Raw genomic sequence first — 16730 nt, forward strand, 5'->3', positions numbered from 1 at the left:
CACTACCTTATTCGGGTGGAGTAAGCCATACAGGGCTTGGTTCAACAATCGTTGAACCATTATTTTTAAAAAATCCTCTCTAAGTGCGCTTGCTAAGGCATTACATCGCTAAATAGATCCCATCAACTCGGCAGCGTCAAAGAACTGTTTGGGATATTCATTGAGTTTTTTAAAAATGAGTAACACTGTAACATGGGTATAGAAATGACTGTTACGACGTTGAATTTTTAGCGACGAGTAAAGTTACCTTTAAATTTTTTAAGTAATACCAATCGGAGTAAATAGCTGATCTATTTTACTGGTTAAAATAACTTACTTTTTTGTTGTAAGTTTCGAAAAGGGAGCAACCATTTACGTCAACTTACGCCTCAAATTAAGCCATTTTTCCTGCGCAAAATTTAGATCACATACTTAACCCGAGTGGTATAATTAATTTTGAATGGCAGAATAGGTTTAGTCAAAATATGAAAATCACTGAAATCAGTATCGCTGTTGTCAAAAATAGCGATGGTCTTTACTTAATTTGTTTACGCCCCGATCAGGTACATCAAGGTGGTAAATGGGAGTTTCCCGGTGGTAAGGTTGAAAGCGATGAACAACCAGCGCAAGCTATGTGCCGAGAGCTTAAAGAAGAGGTTGGTTTAATTGCTCAGCAATATGTGCTGATAGAATCTAAGCTGTTTAACTATAGCGATGCGCAGTTACATTTACATTTTTATCTAGTCACTGAATTTAGTGGTATCGCAACGGGACGAGAAGGTCAGCCCATTAAGTGGGTCAGCCAAGCGCAATTGAGCTTATATGAATTTCCACAAGCCAATAAAAGCGTGATTGCCCAATTATAAAAAAGTGGGGCCGTCTCGCTGTTTTATGTAGAAAAACTTTAAAAATTTTCTCTAATTCTCATATAGCTAGCAAAACGAGGAATGTTATTATCCGTTTTGCCCATGTATTTATAGGTGATCATCGCTCCAATCGGTGGGGGATTTTCGCGCTCTGTGTCGGAAAATCCAGTGCCAATTTTAAAGATGGCACCCTCGCTGTTTTTAACCAGTATTGAGCCTAATTTACCGGCGTATTTGCCCTGTCCAGGAACATGTTGCAACACAACGGCTTCATCATCTTGATATTGTTTTAACTTCATTAAATCTTGGCTGCGTTTAGCTTGGTACAAAGCTGTACCTTTATGCAACATTAACCCCTCTCCACCACCAGATAAGACTTGCTCGAGCATTTGTTGTAATTGCTGATTATTTTGTACTTTTTGTTGTGGGATCATTTTAAGATAAGGTGATGAGCTGTTAGCGATAATTTTTTCCATATTATCAATGCGCTGAGTAAAGTTTAATGGGGAGGTAGGAAGGTCAAATATCATAAAAGAGACACGTTTCCATTCACTATTTATGGGATAATGTTTGCGCACAACAGAGGCTACTGTTTGAAATTGATTACGTCCAATCCAAAGTTCACCGTCTAATGGTACAGAGGGAAAATCGTTAGTGAACCAAGCAGGCGCATTATATACATTACCCTGTCGTGATATAAGTTGTTTACCATCCCAATATGCACGAAAGCCATCAAGTTTTTCACTCACCCAATATTCTGTAATATCAATATCTTCATGATAAATTGTTGCGAGTTGAATAGGTGGGGGCGGCATCGCGTGCAGTAATGAACAAAAAAACAAGGCAAAATATACTGTCAACCGAGTAAACATAAAGATACTTCCTAAAATGCAGGGCTATAAAATGTGATTTTAGGAAGTTTTTCTGCAATTTTCAATTATTCAAAGTGTTACTGTGAACTCAAACGATAACGCGCTATTCAATAAAACGCATCGATAGATCAATTGCTTGTACATGTTTGGTAAGCGCGCCAACGGAAATAAAGTCAACCCCAGTTTGTGCATAGGATAGGATGGTTTTACGGTTAACGTTACCTGATACTTCTAAGTCGGCTTTGTGGCTTCTGCTGTTATTGATAGCAACAGCTTCAACCATCATCGGAATAGTAAAATTATCGAGCATGATACGCTGTGCGCCTGCATCCAATGCCTGCTTTAGCTCGTCAATGCTTTCAACTTCCACTTCAACCCAACGTTCTGGATGTTGTTCTCTTGCCACCGCGACAGCTTCAGCAATGCCACCGCAAGCTAAAATATGATTTTCTTTAATTAAATAGGCATCAAACAGCCCTAAACGATGATTAACCCCACCGCCGCAAAGTACCGCATATTTCGACGCATTGCGTAAACCCGGTAGAGTTTTACGTGTATCGAGTAATTTACATTTTGTTTCTGCGATTAAGTCTATATAGAGTTTTACTTTGCTGGCAATTCCAGAGAGTGTCTGAATAAAATTAAGTGCAGTGCGCTCACCGGTTAATAATGTGCGAGCGGGTCCTTCAAGATAGAATAGTTTGCTATTGGCCGGGACAAAATCACCATCTTTAACCAACCACGTTATTTTTACTTGGTTACCGAGTTGCCTAAACACTTCTTGCGTCCATGCTTGACCACAAAAAACAGCATCTTCACGTGTGATGACAAGGGCTTTGGCTTGCTTATCTTGAGGAATTAAGTTTGCTGTAATATCTCCTTCTGTGGCTGGTAAGCCATTTAAATCTTCATGCAAGGCGATTCTTACGCTTTCCGCTATTTCACTTCCAACCATGCTTTGTTCCCATTAAATAATAAATAATAATAAATATTACCTTCAATACCTTGTTAATAGCAATGATCTCAAACGAGAACTCTTATAAAATAGTTGTTTGTGATTAAATAGGAGTGCGTATGACAGTAATTATCGGCTTAACTGGCGGAATAGGAAGTGGTAAATCGACTGTTTCTGCTTTTTTTTCTGCGTTAAATGTTACGGTTATTGATGCCGATATACTTGCTCGCGAAGTTGTTGCTAAAGGGCAACCGGCATTAATTTCAATAGAACAACATTTTGGGCGTGAAATTTTAATAGAAGGTGAATTAAATCGCGCACTATTACGTGAGATTATTTTTCACGATGCAGAGCAAAAAAAATGGCTAGAAGCCTTATTACATCCTTTAATTCGTCATAAAATCTCACAGCAACTTGCACAATCAACAGGACGTTATATTTTATTAGAAGCACCTTTATTGTTTGAAAATAAATTAGATGATCTGACCGATTATAATTTGGTGGTAGATATTGAGCCTGAGCTACAGGTGTTACGTGCAAGCCGACGTGATGATGTTTCAGCGGAGCAGATTAAAGTGATTGTAGCGTCGCAAATTAGTCGCGAGAAACGTTTAAAGCAGGCTGACTTTGTGATCAATAATAGTGACAAATCACTTAATGAATTAAAAAATAGCGTGCTAGATTTAGACAAGCGTTTTAATTTTTTACAAAAGAAAGAAAATTGCTGATGTTTTTTTTCCTGTTTACTTGTTTTTACTGTAGGATTAATGCTTTATGACCAATATAAATAGAAAAAATGATCGCTTTTGAATACCCTTTAAATGAAAAAATCCGTAGTTATCTACGATTTGAATTTCTTTTTTTACAAATTAATGAGACTAGTCAGTTTGCTAATCATAGTGATATGACTGCCTTTTTCAAAAATCTATTTGATCTTCTTGAATTAATTGAGCGATGCGATATCCGCCATGATTTAATTAAAGATTTACGGCAGCTTTCAGGGCAAATGAAGGAATGGTTAAGTCTAGATCAAGTCGACCATCAAGCTGTATCGACAATGATTGCTGAGATAGAAGAGCTGGTCATTAATCTATCAAATATGCCTAAGCAGTTGCGTTATTTTAAAACTAACCGTTTTTTAACCTCGCTTAAACAGCGCTTTTCAATCCCAAGTGGTACTTGTAACTTTGATTTACCACAGTTTCATTTCTGGATGAATAGTGAGTTATCGCAACGCCAGCAAGATGCACAAAAGTGGTTAAGTCATTTTGTGAATTTAGATAAAGCACTCTCTCTATTTTTAAAAATGAAACGTTCACAGGGCGTGGCGAGTGACTTAATTGCACAAAATGGTTTTTATCAAGGTGAGGTAGAAAATTGCTCCTTTGTTATTATTAATGTAGCAAAAAATCAGGCTGTCTATCCGATGATTAGTGGTCATAAAAATCGTTATGCGATCCGTTTTATGAATGCGGATATTGAAAATCATCGCGCTGAAAATGTTTCATTTCAGCAGATTTGTTGCTGATATAGGTGAGTAAAAATGAAAGTTAATTGCCCAACGTGTAAAAAAGAAGTTGAATGGAGTAAAGAAAATATTTATCGACCCTTTTGTTGTAAGCGTTGTCAACTAATTGACCTTGGTGAATGGGCTAATGAAGAAAAACGCATTAAAGGTGAGCCGGCTGACCCTGAGCAGATTAAACCTGACAACACCATCTACTTTGATTAAGTACGGAGATTTTTTTGTATGCTATTAACTGAGTTTTTAGATAAATTGACAACACAGCCCGAGGCTATCGAATTTAGTGATACGATGGATGTGATCGATAATACCTATAATTTTACTGCAACAGCATTCACGAATGGTTTGCAAGTTAATGCCGCAGAAGAGAATTCTGGCTCATGTAAACTCTTTTCTTTTGCTAAATTACAAGGATTGAATGAGTCACAAACCTTAGCGTGCTTTGGGCATTATTATCGCGAACATGTATTGCAACATCCCGAGGCGAAGGATCATCAAAACATTCGTCAATTTATAATTAATGGTTGGTCTGCTATCCATTTTTCTGGGCAGGCGTTAACTAAGAAATAATTCGTTTTATAAAGCAGTAACAGCTTTGTGTATTGCAAATCTGTTACTGTCACTCACATTAGCTTCCTGCCAATTTAACTTGATAGCCTTTTTTTCTAATAGTGTTTTCACGAGATCACGTTGATCGCCTTGTATTTCAATCACGAAATCTTTGACACTGCCACCCGTTCCGGTTCGTGTTTTTATCTCTTTAGCTAATAGTTTTAATGCTTTTTCATCCAAAGAGAGTCCTTTAATAAGCATCACACCCTTACCTTTTCGACCTTTAGTTTCGCGGTGGATACGAATGATGCCGTCGCCTGCAGGTGCGCTTTTCTTTTCTTTAGGTTTGTCTATTTTTCCACCGTCAGTGGAGTAAACAAGGTTAAGTTCGCTGAAGTCCATAATAAATTCCAAAAATTACTTTTCGGTTAGTTTAGCAGAGCATAATCTAATTGATAACGTAAATAATCCTAAAAATTCCCTGAATAAAAGTAGGTATATAAAATTAAATTTGATCTAGAGCATTGTTTATCGCGAATATTTGCCTTATTATTATGTAAATGATAATTATTAACAACAACTGGTTGTTACATTAGGAAATACAATGGATTATCTGAGCTTAAAGTTGGCCAAATTGCGCATATTACAAGTTTGCAAGATATTCAGCCAGCTATGCGTAAAAAATTACTTAATTTAGGTTTTTTGCCCAGAGCAGAGGTACAGTTATTACGGATAGCGCCAATGGGCGATCCGATTGTGATCCGCTGTGCAAATAGTTCTATTGCGTTACGTAAAAATTTACTTAAGCAGATTAAAGTGGAGGTGTTGTCATGAGTTTAACAATTGCAACGATTGGTAACCCCAACTCAGGAAAGACGACGTTATTTAATGCACTCACCGGTGCCAATCAGCGTGTTGGTAATTGGAGTGGTGTCACTGTTGAAAAGAAAACGGGACATTTTAAATTAGCAGATGATTCGTTAATTACCGTGGTTGATCTGCCTGGCATCTACAATCTTGATTATGATAGTGAAGGTAGCTCTTTGGATGAGTGTGTTGCCTTCGATTATGTTATGCATAACTCGCCAGATATTGTTATTAATGTTATCGATGCTAGTTGTTTAGAGCGCAGCTTATATTTAACACTACAACTTAAAGAACTTGGGCTACCTGTTGTGGTTGTATTTAATAAAATGGATGTTGCAGAAAAAAAACAATTAGTAATCAACGAAAAAATGATAGCTAAGGAGTTAGGGTGTCCAGTTATTAGCTTATCTGCACATGATCAAGTTGCGGTTAATAAACTAAAAGCAAGATTACCCGCATTACAGCAACAGATCTCAACGGCAGCGATTGCATTAGATTATGGGCAATCTTTAGAGCCGGTTATTGAGCATGTGTCGACGCTCTTTGCGAGTATTGAACATAGGTTAGAAGATCGTGCTCTAGCGATAAAAGTATTAGAAAATGACGCGAATATTATGCAACTTTTTTCTGCCGAAAAATTGCAAGAAATAGTGCGTGCTAAACAAAGTTTGCCGATTGATATTGATTTACAAATAGCCGATACAAGGTATAGCTTTATTTATCAATTGTCTCAACAAGCTGTCCGTATGCAAGGGCATTTGGGGCGGAGTCTGACGGAAAAAATTGATGCATTAACCTTAAATAGATTTACGGGTATCCCTTTCTTTCTATTTGTGATGTATTTAATGTTTATGTTCTCTATTAATATCGGCAGTGCATTTATTGATTTCTTTGATATTACCTCCGGTGCTATTTTTGTAGATGGGAGTGCACAGTTACTGGCTAACCTTGCTGCACCGGAATGGTTAATTAATGTTTTATCCTATGGTGTTGGTAACGGCATACAAACGGTGATGACATTTATACCTGTTATTGCTTGTTTATATCTTTTTTTAGCGATTCTTGAAAGTTCGGGTTATTTAGCGCGCGCTGCATTTGTTATCGATAGAGCGATGCAATGGATAGGGCTGCCAGGCAAATCCTTTGTCCCTATGATTGTTGGCTTTGGTTGTACTGTTCCTGCTGTTATGGCTGCTAGAACATTAGAAAAAGAGCGCGAGCGTTTACTGACGGTTATTATGTCACCTTTTATGTCCTGTGGTGCGCGCTTACCTGTATATGCTTTATTTGCGAGTGCGTTTTTTCCTGAAAGTGGTCAAAATGTTGTCTTTCTACTCTATTTAATAGGGATTATCGTTGCTGTACTCACTGGCTATGTATTAAGCCGCACGATTTTACCCGGTAAAAGTGAAAATTTATTTCTAGAATTACCCGATTATGAAGTACCAACTTTAAAAAACACATTGATTAAAACATGGCAAAAGTTAAAAAACTTTGTGTTAGGGGCGGGGCAAACCATCGTGATTGTTGTCGCTTTGCTTAATGTTATCAATTCTGTTGGTGTTGATGGTAGTTTTGGTCATCAAGGTAGTGATCAATCTTTATTGAGTAAAGGAGCTCAGTTTGTGACCCCTGTATTATCTCCACTAGGTATCACTAATGATAACTGGCCTGCAACGGTGGGCATCGTTACTGGATTGTTCGCTAAAGAAGCGATTGTCGGGACACTAAATAATTTATATTTAACACAGGCAATAGAAACCACATCAGATGTCACTTTGCTTGAAAAGTTTAATCAAGCTTTACAGACCATTCCTGAAAATTTATTAAATATTAATATTAGCGATCCGTTAGGTTTAGATGTTGGTGATGTGGCTGATCTATCCGTAGCCGCTGAAGACCAAGGGGTAGATCTGGCAATTTATAGCAATATTCAGGCATCATTTGTCACTCAAGAAGCCGCTTTTGCCTATTTATTATTTATCCTATTATATGCACCATGTGCTGCAGCTATGGGGGCGATTGTTCGTGAGGTTGGTGGTCAATGGGCTAAATTTATCGCTCTATGGAGCACTGGAATTGCCTATATTGTATCGGTTTCCTATTATCAATTAGCGACTTTTACACTGCAACCAAGCATGAGTTTAGTCTATCTTTTTGTTTCAATGTTTATTGTTTTAAGTATGTTGTACACCTTGAAGCGGAAAGGTAATGTGCTTGCCAATATACAAGTAAAACAGGCTGAATAATGATTTTACAATCACTTAATGACTATATTAAAGCGGCTAAAAGAGTAGATGAGGCGGTGCTACTTAAGCACTTTCGTTTAACTCAAGAGGGGCTAGCCCCGATGATGGCTGTGTTGTTAAAACGTGGTTATATTCAAAAAACGATTAACCAACGTGGTGCTAAATTAACACCTATTATTTATTACAGTTATGTGCAAGTGGCGCAAATTCCTACGTTAACAGTGATTTAAATAAATATGGGTATTGTACAGGATAAAGCGCACGCTTTGACTGGCTATATCCTTTTATACTTTGTACAATCCCTTTCCAATTTTGCCCCCATTTTGTTGTAACGAGGCTTCCATGAGTATTAAAAAAGTAAACCTATTAGATTTAAACCGCGAAGGTTTACGTGCGTTTTTTGTTGAACTAGGCGAGAAACCGTTCCGCGCTGAACAGGTAATGAAGTGGATTTATCATTTTGGTTGTGATGATTTTGATTTAATGAGTAATATTAATAAAACATTACGTGAGAAATTAAAAGTGCGGGCGGAAATTAGAGCGCCAGAGATAAAAGTGGAGCAACGTAGTAGCGACGGTACGATAAAATGGGCGATGACTGTCGGCGATCAAGATGTTGAAACTGTCTATATTCCAGAAAAAGATCGCGCAACACTTTGTGTTTCTTCACAAGTAGGCTGTGCATTAGCCTGTAATTTCTGCTCTACGGCGCAACAGGGATTTAATCGTAATTTAGCGGTGTCTGAAATTATTGGCCAAGTATGGCGAGCCGCGAAAGTGGTTGGTGTGATGGGTGAAAGTGGCAAGCGCCCAATTACTAATGTGGTGATGATGGGGATGGGGGAACCATTGTTGAATCTTAATAATGTTATCCCTGCAATGGAGTTGATGCTCGATGACTTTGGCTACGCACTCTCTAAACGTCGCGTCACGGTATCAACCTCTGGCGTTGTTCCTGCTTTGGATATTTTAGGGGATAGAATCGACGTTGCTTTAGCTATTTCGTTGCATGCTGCAAATGATAAATTACGCTCTGAAATGATGCCGATTAATGATAAGTATAACATTGCTGATTTTTTAGCGGGTGTTAAACGTTATATTGATAAGTCAAATGCGAATCGAGGCAAGGTTACGGTTGAGTATTTATTGTTAGATCACTATAACGACTCAACGGATCAAGCTCATGAATTGGCGCATTTACTTAAAGATACACCCTGTAAAATTAATTTGATTCCATTTAACCCATTTCCAGATAATGAATATAAAAAACCAAGCAATAGCCGCGTTGATCGTTTTAATAAGGTGCTCATGGAATATGGCTACACGGTTATTGTTCGTAAGACGCGTGGTGATGATATTGATGCTGCTTGTGGTCAATTAGTTGGCGATGTTATTGATCGTACGAAACGTACCATGAAGAAACGTCAAAAGGGTGAAAATATTGTAATTTCTGATGCTTAAATGATACTAAGTAGATGATCGATATTCAATAACGGTGAAAAAACGGATGCAAGCGGGGGCAATATCGTTCACAATGGTATTACTACTGTGTTATGCAAAATGCGTATTTCAGGGATAGTTATTGAGGAATATATGCACCAATTTTTTATGCTCATTTCATGTTTGTTTTTACTGTCCGCTTGTGTCTCCAGTGAAACATCGGTGACAACCAGTAATGGTGGAAGTGGACAGCCACAGGTTTTTGATCCGCAAGCCGCTGCTGATACTCGCATTAAATTAGCGCTGCTTTATCTACAAAAAAATGATATGCAGCAAGCGAAAAAAAATATTGAAAAGGCATTAGAATATCAACCGAATGATGCCAATATTTATCGTGTTTTTGCATATTATTACCAGCGAGTCAATGAAGATCAAAAGGCCGAAGAGTTATATAAAAAATCCCTCTCAATGGACTCTAAAAATCCTGATACCTATAATAATTATGGTACTTTTTTATGTGAAAAAGCACGTTATGCTGAGGCTGAAAAAGCATTTCTTACTGCGGTTAAACAAAGTAGTTACACCAATGTGGCGAATACCTATGAAAATGCGGGTACCTGTGCAGAAAAGGCTGGCGATATCAATAAGGCGCTTTTTTATTATCAATACGCAATATCGCATAACCCGAATAAATACTATCTAAATTTGTATTTGGCAAAGTTTAATATTACTTTAAAAAACTTTACAGAAGCACGTCTAAATCTGTTTAATTATCAGAAAAAAAATAAAGCTTCGCCTGAATTGTTGTGGCAATTAATCCGTTTGAGTTATGCAACGGAAAAAAGTGCCACTCTTAATAAATACGCCGGGGAATTATTAAATCAATTCCCTGATTCTCAACAAGCCTTAGATTATTTAAATCATGAGTACTATGAATAACCAAGAGCAAGCTATTATCGTACCACTTGGCCAGGCATTAAAAGATGCTCGAATAGTGGCATCCTTAAGCGTTGATGATGTCGCTGAGAAGTTGAATCTGAGTGCTAGCACCGTGCTAAATATTGAAAATGAATTGGATGTGACCATTGATTCTGATAAATATCCAAGTATCTATTTACGTGGTTACATTGTCAATTATGGCAAACTGGTTGGCCTGCATGACTTAAGTGCTTTTGCTGAGTTTAAAAAGCTGACCGAGCACCATAAATATACATTTCAAGCTCCGCAGCGAAAGCCGCCAAGAAAAAATAAGCGCAGAGTTACTTGGTTATTGTTGCTGGCGACTATTGTGTTCATTACGCTTTATTGGTTTGCTGATCAACAGGGACTATTTACTGATAATACCCCTATCGAGAATAAAACCGAAAATGCAACGATGAAAATTGATAGTGCGCCAAGCGATGAAGATATTCAACACTCTGCCGCAGAGGAAACTTTGATAGTCGAAAATGCTGAGCAAACAGAAGAGACGTCGGCGGCACAAGAAAGTCAATTAAATAGCGATAATATAGAGGAAGCTGTTGAGCCAGATGAGAGTGATAGTTCTACTCAAAGCATGGATGACGAGTTAGATATACCTGCTGTTTCTAATGGTGTTGAACCTGAGTCTACGCTTGATAAAAGCGTATTAGAAAATGGTGTTAGTGAATCGCTGTCGACTATAAATACAACGACGCTTGATGATACGATGATCGGTCAAGAGAGATTGACGTTGACCTTCTCTAAAGATTGCTGGACGGAAATATTTGATGCAAACAATAAGCGTTTAGCATTTAATTTATATAAAAAAGGGGCGCAATTAAACCTTATTGGTGTTGCCCCATTTAAATTGAAATTAGGTGACCCAGCGGCGGTTGAGATACAATATCAAGGTGAAATCGTTGATGGTCAGTTTAAAAGTGGCCGCACTACGCGATTTACTATTCCATAAAAGCTGCCACGAGCAATAGATCCGCTGAACATAGCAAAGAGTAAAAACTATTATGAGTCATTCTTCTTCAATTATTCGTCGAGTTTCAAAACAGATCATGGTTGGTAATGTACCCGTTGGAGGTAATGCACCGATCTCTGTGCAGTCTATGACAAATACATTAACCACCGATGTAGCTGCAACTGTTGCGCAAATTAAGCGCTTAGAGGCGGTCGGTGCAGATATTGTTCGCATCTCCATTCCTACTATGAATGCAGCAGAGGCATTTAAAGAGATTAAAGCGCAAACCAATATTGCATTGGTGGCTGATATTCACTTTGATTATCGCATTGCTTTAAAGGTTGCTGAATATGGCGTCGATTGTTTACGGATTAATCCGGGTAATATAGGTAATGAGCAGCGCATCCGCAGTGTTGTTGATTGTGCTCGTGATAAAAACATACCTATTCGTATCGGTGTCAATGGTGGCTCATTAGAAGCTGATATCCAAGAAAAATATGGCGAGCCAACAGCACAAGCATTAGTTGACTCAGCGCTACGCCATGTGGATATTTTGGATCGCCTTAATTTTGATCAATTCAAAGTGAGCGTTAAAGCATCCGATGCATTATTAGCGGTTGAATCGTATCAGCTGCTCGCAAAACAAATTATTCAGCCATTACATTTAGGAATTACCGAAGCTGGCGGATTACGTAGTGGGTCAGTGAAATCAGCGGTAGGTCTAGGAATGTTACTGGCACAGGGGATTGGTGATACTTTGCGTGTTTCTTTAGCTGCTGATCCTGTTGAAGAAATCAAAGTCGGTTTTGATATTTTAAAATCACTGCGTATTCGTAGTCGTGGTATTAATTTTATCGCATGCCCAACCTGTTCCCGACAAGAATTTGATGTCATTGCAACGGTAAATGCACTGGAACAGCGCTTAGAAGATATTATTACTCCTATTGATGTTTCTATCATTGGTTGTGTTGTCAATGGACCTGGTGAAGCTTTAATTTCAGATTTAGGTATCACAGGTGGTAAAAATAAGAGCGGGTTTTACGAAGATGGTGTGCGTCAACGCGATCGATTTGATAACGACAAAGTCATTGAACAGCTTGAAGCGAAGATTAGAGCGCGGGTAAGCCGCTTAGATCCTAATCAGCTTATTGCTAAAGGTTAGTCGTTACCTAAACGTGAGTTTGACCGTTAACGTCTATAAATAAAAATGGCAGCTTTCTACAAGTTGCCGTTTTTGTATGCCACAGAGAAATATACCCGGGCTACTTCAAGGGGCCAAGTTTACAAGAATGCCCATCATATTATGTAGATTGGTATTACCCTCAAAAAATGACGACCAATTACCTCATGTTGTACTTTGATCTGCTATTTGAACTGGTAGCTGAGCAAGCACCTTGAGGTGGCATGGGGAAAAATAGATAGAAAATTCGCATTAAACAATAAGTTTCTATCATTTTTTTATCGTTAAATTTGTTGTTTTTAATCATTTTTTGTCGTCTTTTGTACTAGATCGGATAAAAGTATTTTTAATTTTACGGCGGATAAGTTAATGTTCTGACCAATTTTAATTTACTTTATTCATGAGGAAAGAATGGAATCTATTCAAAATCACGTGAGTGCACTCGTTAGTAGTGCGGATACCCTATTTATTTTACTAGGGGCAATCATGGTTTTCGCCATGCATGCTGGCTTTGCATTTTTAGAGGTGGGGACTGTTCGCCATAAAAACCAAGTTAATGCATTAGTAAAAATCATGTCAGATTTTGGCGTCTCTGCCTTGGTGTATTTTTTCTTTGGTTACTGGTTGGCCTATGGGGTAACTTTCTTTGATAGTGCATCTGTACTGGCGCAAAACAATGGTTATGAGTTAGTTAAGTTTTTCTTTTTAATGACATTTGCCGCTGCTATACCGGCAATTATTTCTGGTGGAGTTGCTGAGCGAGCCAAATTTAACCCGATGTTAATTGCTGCAGCACTCTGTGTTGGCATTGTATATCCATTATTCGAAGGTTTGATTTGGAATGGGAATTGGGGATTTCAAGCTTGGTTAGAAAGTAGTTTTGGTGCCGCTTTCCATGATTTTGCTGGCTCAATTGTTGTTCACGCTGTAGGTGGATGGATTGCTTTCGCTGCTATTATTGTTTTAGGTAGCCGTAATGGTCGTTATCGTGGTGGTAAAGTCGTTGCATTTGCACCTTCTAATATCCCATTACTAGCATTAGGCGCTTGGATCCTCTCTGTCGGTTGGTTTGGCTTCAATGTGATGTCAGCACAGGCCATCGAAGGTATTAGTGGTTTAGTTGCCATGAACTCATTAATGGCGATGGTTGGGGGAATAATTAGTTCTTTGGTTATTGGTAAAAAAGACCCCGGTTTTATTCATAATGGCCCCTTGGCGGGATTAGTCGCTGTTTGCGCAGGATCTGATATTATGCATCCTATTGGTGCGCTAATGACTGGGCTTATTGCCGGCGGCCTATTTGTTTGGCTATTTACCTATGTACAAAATAAATTTGCCCAGTTTGATGATGTGCTAGGTGTCTGGCCATTACACGGTGTTTGTGGCTTATGGGGCGGCATCGCTGCGGGTATTTTCGGTTTAGAAAGTTTTGGTGGTATCGGGGGCGTGAGCTTCATAAGCCAGTTGCTTGGGTCGATTGTTGGTGTCCTATTTGCGGTAGTTGGCGGTTTTGTCGTCTATAAATTAGTCAATCAATTCGCGCCGCTACGTATGTCTGAAGAAGAAGAGTTTAACGGCGCCGACCTTTCTGTCCACCAAATCGGTGCAACAAATTTAAATAATAACTAAGTTGGTTTTACTTAATCAAAAGAAAGGGCAACAGCGTAATCTGTATGCCCTTTTTTTATTTTTAATAAGATATTGAGTCATTTAATTAAGAGGTAAGTATGCAAGTATTTGAAGTTAAGCACCCATTAATTCAACACAAATTAGGTTTAATGCGTAAGGGGGATATCAGTACTAAACATTTTCGTGAATTAGCACGCGAAGTTGCCAGCTTACTGACCTATGAGGCAACCAAAAATCTTGAGTTGGAAACCGTTACTATTGATGGTTGGGACGGAGAGATTGAAGTACAACAAATTCAAGGTAAGAAGGCAACGGTCGTGCCGATTTTACGCGCTGGTTTAGGCATGATGGATGGTGTGTTAGAGCATATGCCAAGTGCCAAGGTGAGTGTGGTTGGAATTTACCGTGATGAAGAGACGCTTGAACCTGTCCCTTACTTTCAAAAATTGGTGGGACAGATAGAAGATCGTTTGGCATTAGTCGTCGATCCGATGTTAGCAACAGGTGGCTCGATGATTTCTACATTAGATTTATTGAAAGCGAACGGTTGTAATAACATTAAAGTTTTAGTCTTGGTTGCTGCACCGGAAGGTTTAAAGGCATTAGAGGCTGCACATCCCGATGTGGAGTTATACACTGCTTCAATTGACGACCACTTGAATAAGAAGGGATATATTGTTCCTGGTTTAGGTGATGCGGGCGATAAAATTTTTGGTACTAAATAATAAAAGAGTTTATAACTCTATTGGAGAAAAGTATGTCGGCTAATTCCACCAATGAATTGGAAGAGACGTTGGATGTTCCCGTTGAAGATATTACAAAAAATTTAAGTGTGTTTAAGCAAATTCTCGCTGGTTCACAGATGCTTTTTGTCGCCTTTGGTGCATTGGTGTTGATGCCATTAATCACTGGCCTTGATGCTAATGTCGCACTTTTTACGGCGGGTATCGGTACGCTATTATTTCACATTGTCACTAAAGGTCAGGTGCCTATATTTTTGGCTTCTTCTTTCGCCTTTATTGCACCGATAGCGTTCGGTATACAAACATGGGGTATTCCTGCGACCATGTCCGGTCTATTTGCAGCCGGTGTTGTTTACATGTTAATGGCATATGCGGTTAAGTTGCGCGGTGTGGACTTTATCCATCGTCTATTACCACCCGTCGTCGTTGGACCTGTTATCATGGTTATTGGCTTAGGGCTGGCGCCGCTTGCTGTAAATATGGCATTGGGTAAATCTGGCGATGGCAGTATTGTGTTAGTTGAGCAAAATACGGCGATGATTATTTCGCTCGCTTCGTTATTAACAACATTACTGATTTCCACCATGGCGAAGGGGATTTTCAAATTGATCCCTATCTTCGCAGGGGTTATTGTCGGTTATCTATTATCATTTTTGCTGGGGATTATTGATTTCTCTCCGATTGTTAATGCGCCATGGTTTAGTATGCCTAATTTTGTCGCGCCAGAGTGGAATTGGCATGCGGTCTTATTTTTAATTCCCGTTGCGATTGCGCCTGCTGTTGAGCACGTAGGGGATATTCTTGCTATTAGCAATGTGACGAGAAAAGATTTTCTACAGAAGCCGGGATTACATCGCACACTATTTGGTGATGGTTTAGCTACGAGTGCTGCATCATTGTTTGGTGGTCCACCGAATACAACCTATAGCGAAGTGACTGGTGCCGTGATGTTGACGCGTAATTTTAACCCTAAAATTATGATCTGGGCAGCAGTGATTGCGATATGTTTAGCATTCGTCGGTAAATTTGGGGTTATTTTGCAAACCATTCCCACGGCGGTAATGGGCGGGATCATGATTTTACTTTTTGGTACTATTGCATCGGTAGGCTTAAATACCTTGATTCGTCATCAAGTCGATTTGTCTCACTCGCGCAATTTATGTATTGTCTCTGTGACCTTGGTTTTTGGTATAGGCGGTATGGCATTTGGTTTTGGTAACTTTAGTTTACAGGGTGTTAGCCTTTGTGGTGTGGTTGCTATCGCTTTAAATTTACTGCTACCTAAAATGAAATCCTAGTAGAGAATCACGCGATTATTATTTTTTTTGCACTGTTTGCCTTTGGCAAGTGGTGCTTTTTTTTGTCCGACGGGCGCTGACTCAAATAGAGTGCCGTATCATCCCCCATGTAACCCTATGTGATAGGGTATGATATATTGACTTTTTTATTGATTTAATCATCAATAATGATTGCTTAGTTGCTGAGTTATCCGTATTATGCGCCCTTCACTTTATTGCTGAATTAGTGATCGGCAATAATCATTTAAAATAGGTTAATTCACTTAACCACAAAATACTGGAGTATGTTATGTCACTAAGTGCACAACAGAAAGCTGAAATTGTAGCAAAATTTGGTCGCGCAGAAGGCGATACTGGTTCAACTGAAGTACAAGTTGCATTATACACTGCACAAATCAACCATTTACAAGGTCACTTCAAAGAGCACATCCACGATCATCACAGCCGTCGTGGTCTATTACGTATGGTTAGTCAACGTCGTAAATTACTTGACTACTTAAAGCGTAAAAATGTTGCATCTTACACAGCATTAATCGCAGAATTAGGCCTACGTCGTTAATTCTGAGTTTAAAAAACCTTTTAAAAAGAGCCTATATGGCTCTTTTTTTGTTTATGCCGTAGGAAAGTTATTTCATTGGAAGCAGT

At 38.8% G+C, this 16730-nt stretch carries 18 protein-coding genes and 1 pseudogene; 16 read left to right on the forward strand and 3 right to left on the reverse strand.

The features are described from left to right. Positions 1–464: 464 nt before the first annotated feature. The gene (mutT, locus tag AB2N10_RS02260) at positions 465–845 is read left to right on the forward strand and encodes an 8-oxo-dGTP diphosphatase MutT (protein ID WP_354624937.1); all 381 of its coding nucleotides are present in this window, start codon (positions 465–467) and stop codon (positions 843–845) included. A 38-nt stretch (positions 846–883) separates the two neighbouring features. Here the strand turns inward: mutT and AB2N10_RS02265 are convergent, their stop codons facing one another. Next, positions 884–1717 carry a DNA ligase gene (locus tag AB2N10_RS02265; protein WP_354624938.1) on the reverse strand — a complete coding sequence of 278 codons (834 nt, stop codon included), beginning with the start codon at positions 1715–1717 and terminating at the stop codon, positions 884–886. A gap of 103 nt (positions 1718–1820) precedes the next feature. Beyond that, complete coding sequence (nadC, locus tag AB2N10_RS02270; RefSeq protein WP_354624939.1) at positions 1821–2672, reverse strand: carboxylating nicotinate-nucleotide diphosphorylase; 852 nt, start codon at positions 2670–2672, stop codon at positions 1821–1823. Between the two features lie 119 nt (positions 2673–2791). Here nadC and coaE point away from each other — a divergent pair, with 119 nt between their 5' ends. From coaE to AB2N10_RS02290, 4 genes are all read left to right on the forward strand, one after another. Then, positions 2792–3400, forward strand: coding sequence for a dephospho-CoA kinase (gene coaE, locus AB2N10_RS02275; protein ID WP_369434251.1), 609 nt, complete (start codon positions 2792–2794; stop codon positions 3398–3400). Between the two features lie 68 nt (positions 3401–3468). After that, complete coding sequence (zapD, locus tag AB2N10_RS02280) at positions 3469–4200, forward strand: cell division protein ZapD (RefSeq protein ID WP_354624940.1); 732 nt, start codon at positions 3469–3471, stop codon at positions 4198–4200. A gap of 15 nt (positions 4201–4215) precedes the next feature. Continuing rightward, positions 4216–4404 carry a DNA gyrase inhibitor YacG gene (yacG, locus tag AB2N10_RS02285; protein WP_354624941.1) on the forward strand — a complete coding sequence of 63 codons (189 nt, stop codon included), beginning with the start codon at positions 4216–4218 and terminating at the stop codon, positions 4402–4404. An 18-nt stretch (positions 4405–4422) separates the two neighbouring features. After that, the gene (locus tag AB2N10_RS02290) at positions 4423–4767 is read left to right on the forward strand and encodes a HopJ type III effector protein (protein ID WP_354624942.1); all 345 of its coding nucleotides are present in this window, start codon (positions 4423–4425) and stop codon (positions 4765–4767) included. A 58-nt stretch (positions 4768–4825) separates the two neighbouring features. Here the strand turns inward: AB2N10_RS02290 and yciH are convergent. Further along, positions 4826–5151, reverse strand: a pseudogene (gene yciH, locus AB2N10_RS02295) (stress response translation initiation inhibitor YciH). A gap of 189 nt (positions 5152–5340) precedes the next feature. Here yciH and AB2N10_RS02300 point away from each other — a divergent pair. The 11 genes from AB2N10_RS02300 (at position 5341) to rpsO (ending at position 16644) form a co-directional block, all read left to right on the forward strand. Next, entirely contained in the window at positions 5341–5583 is a 243-nt protein-coding gene (locus tag AB2N10_RS02300; protein WP_369434643.1) for a ferrous iron transport protein A, read from the forward strand. Beyond that, positions 5580–7865 carry a Fe(2+) transporter permease subunit FeoB gene (gene feoB / locus AB2N10_RS02305; protein WP_354624944.1) on the forward strand — a complete coding sequence of 762 codons (2286 nt, stop codon included), beginning with the start codon at positions 5580–5582 and terminating at the stop codon, positions 7863–7865. Before AB2N10_RS02300 ends, feoB begins: the two co-directional genes overlap by 4 nt. Next, positions 7865–8095 (forward strand): FeoC-like transcriptional regulator, encoded by a 231-nt coding sequence (locus tag AB2N10_RS02310; RefSeq protein ID WP_354624945.1) that lies wholly within the window; start codon positions 7865–7867, stop codon positions 8093–8095. The genes feoB and AB2N10_RS02310 overlap by 1 nt, the downstream gene beginning before the upstream one ends. A gap of 112 nt (positions 8096–8207) precedes the next feature. Beyond that, complete coding sequence (locus AB2N10_RS02315; RefSeq protein WP_369434252.1) at positions 8208–9326, forward strand: bifunctional tRNA (adenosine(37)-C2)-methyltransferase TrmG/ribosomal RNA large subunit methyltransferase RlmN; 1119 nt, start codon at positions 8208–8210, stop codon at positions 9324–9326. Positions 9327–9458: 132 nt separating this feature from the next. Continuing rightward, a complete protein-coding gene (gene pilW / locus AB2N10_RS02320; protein WP_354624946.1) occupies positions 9459–10244 on the forward strand; it encodes a type IV pilus biogenesis/stability protein PilW in 786 nt (261 codons plus the stop codon). Beyond that, the gene (locus AB2N10_RS02325) at positions 10237–11235 is read left to right on the forward strand and encodes a RodZ domain-containing protein (protein ID WP_354624947.1); all 999 of its coding nucleotides are present in this window, start codon (positions 10237–10239) and stop codon (positions 11233–11235) included. Before pilW ends, AB2N10_RS02325 begins: the two co-directional genes overlap by 8 nt. Positions 11236–11287: 52 nt before the next feature. Beyond that, positions 11288–12397 (forward strand): flavodoxin-dependent (E)-4-hydroxy-3-methylbut-2-enyl-diphosphate synthase, encoded by a 1110-nt coding sequence (ispG, locus tag AB2N10_RS02330; RefSeq protein ID WP_354624948.1) that lies wholly within the window; start codon positions 11288–11290, stop codon positions 12395–12397. Positions 12398–12826: 429 nt separating this feature from the next. Continuing rightward, the gene (locus tag AB2N10_RS02335; protein ID WP_354624949.1) at positions 12827–14044 is read left to right on the forward strand and encodes an ammonium transporter; all 1218 of its coding nucleotides are present in this window, start codon (positions 12827–12829) and stop codon (positions 14042–14044) included. A gap of 98 nt (positions 14045–14142) precedes the next feature. After that, positions 14143–14769, forward strand: a complete 627-nt coding sequence (upp, locus tag AB2N10_RS02340; protein WP_354624950.1) for a uracil phosphoribosyltransferase — start codon at positions 14143–14145, stop codon at positions 14767–14769. Between the two features lie 32 nt (positions 14770–14801). Further along, a complete protein-coding gene (locus AB2N10_RS02345) occupies positions 14802–16085 on the forward strand; it encodes a uracil-xanthine permease family protein (RefSeq protein ID WP_354624951.1) in 1284 nt (427 codons plus the stop codon). 289 nt (positions 16086–16374) lie between these two features. Further along, positions 16375–16644: a 30S ribosomal protein S15 gene (gene rpsO / locus AB2N10_RS02350; protein ID WP_354624952.1), complete on the forward strand. Its 270-nt coding sequence runs from the start codon at positions 16375–16377 to the stop codon at positions 16642–16644. Positions 16645–16730 lie beyond the last annotated feature (86 nt).

This window comes from Psychromonas sp. MME1, assembly GCF_041080865.1.
GTDB lineage: Bacteria > Pseudomonadota > Gammaproteobacteria > Enterobacterales > Psychromonadaceae > Psychromonas.